Annotated in this window: 1 protein-coding gene; it reads right to left on the minus strand. The window is 40.9% G+C overall.

Annotated elements, in window-relative coordinates; genetic code table 11:
- Positions 1–17: 17 nt before the first annotated feature.
- Positions 18–1,469, minus strand: coding sequence for an IS4-like element ISUnCu6 family transposase (locus E5355_RS18995; protein ID WP_076612411.1), 1,452 nt, complete (start codon positions 1,467–1,469; stop codon positions 18–20).
- Between the last annotated feature and the right edge of the window lie 122 nt (positions 1,470–1,591).

The following is a 1,591-nucleotide window of genomic DNA, read 5'->3' on the forward strand; positions in this document are numbered from 1 at the left end:
ATTTAAGTTTCGCAAGTTCAGCTTGCTAGTTTTAATTTGTAAATATCGCATATATGGTTCATCTCTTCCGACCTGTTAATCATCACATCATAGATATCCTCATCGGCCAAACCGAAGAGGTTTGCTATTGCTATAATCAGTTCTTGGAGAGTTCCCCATATCCTTTCTATAATGGAAAGTTCCAAAGAGTCCTTGGAGACTTTTTCAAAGAGTTTTCCCATCGTTTCATAGGCTGCAAATCTTTTCACAAGGGAAAGAATGTTGTATTGCAATGCAGTCAGGGAGGTTGCCGCAATCTGGGAGGCAAAATTGTTTGCCTGGCATTTTCCGAGTCCCAGCAATCCCTTTGCCTCCTTGAAGATGACTTCCAAGGCCCATCTTTGAGCATAGATTTTATATGCGCAGAGGAAGTCAAGAGTGGTGTCAGTGGTTATCAAACCATTCCAAGCGGCATTCTTACTTCGCTTGACGAAAAACAAACGAACCTTAGTGTCTGCAAAGACCACATCAGCTACCATATAATAGCAACGCAGCTTTCTATTGTATTTACGCCGTTTCCGTTTGGAGAGCAACTTTATCAGAGCCGGTGCCGTAAAGTCTTTGCGCTCAAAATGATATTTCGTCCTTCCGCTCTCACCGATTTTAATCATGCCCAAGTAGTCACATTTCATGTGGCGGGAACGAACAAAGCGAATAATATCCTTGCATGCAAACCAGCTGTCAGCCAGAACATACCTGAATTTCACTCCTTTACCTATGGCTCGTTTTATCATGTCAATCATAAGACTGATTTTGCTTGCCGTATATTCGTTGATTCGTTCCTGCAAGGCATCCTGTTCGTCACGGGGCTTGGTGAAACGGTCTTTGAGTTCCTTGGCGGACATACCAAAATTTCCTTTTCTCCCTTTTTCACCAAGAAGTGCAAAATCGAGAATCATTTGGGATGTTCCGTCTGTTATGACCAAAAACAATGCCTTGAATCCCAGAATGCTTCTGTGCTGAACATGGGAATGCACCCTGCCGATATATTCGAAGCGGCGTCCGGTTTTGGGATAGTCCGTATCATCAACTATCAGACAGGTGGTGTTTTCCTTATGCTCGGAACGGACTTTGATTTTCGACCAAAGCTGCATGTTAAGATGATAGACAAGTTTACGCCAATCAATCTTCGGGTTGCTCATAAAACGGTAGAACACATCTTTTTTGCAGTTCAACAAGCCGCTTAATGAAGAATCATGAAAATGATAAGGATTACGAATCATGAAACAAGGATATAACAACAGAGCCTGGAATACCTGCAGTAAAGAATATATGTTGTTGCATTTACTCTTCATCCCGAACAGGGAAGACTCTGTCATTTTTAACCATTTAATCACGTCCATAATGGAATACATTGCATTGTGCGCATCATCTTTTTTAAAGAATGCGCTGATTTCTGAAAGAAAGTCTGTAACTTTGTGTACTGGCATAGAGTTGAGTATTATTTTGTTTGACCACTTTAAAGATACTCATTTTCTGCGATATACAGAAAACTCTATGCCTTCTTTTATACCCTCTTATAAACTTTCATGCTGACTTGCGAAACTTAAAT

Source organism: Bacteroides muris (ex Afrizal et al. 2022) (assembly GCF_004793475.1).
Classification (GTDB): domain Bacteria; phylum Bacteroidota; class Bacteroidia; order Bacteroidales; family Bacteroidaceae; genus Bacteroides; species Bacteroides muris.

What these genes read in the sequence shown, in the direction of transcription:
- E5355_RS18995 (WP_076612411.1), bottom strand. Translation starts at nt 1,469, where the DNA reads ATGCCAGTACACAAAGTTACAGACTTTCTTTCAGAAATCAGCGCATTC.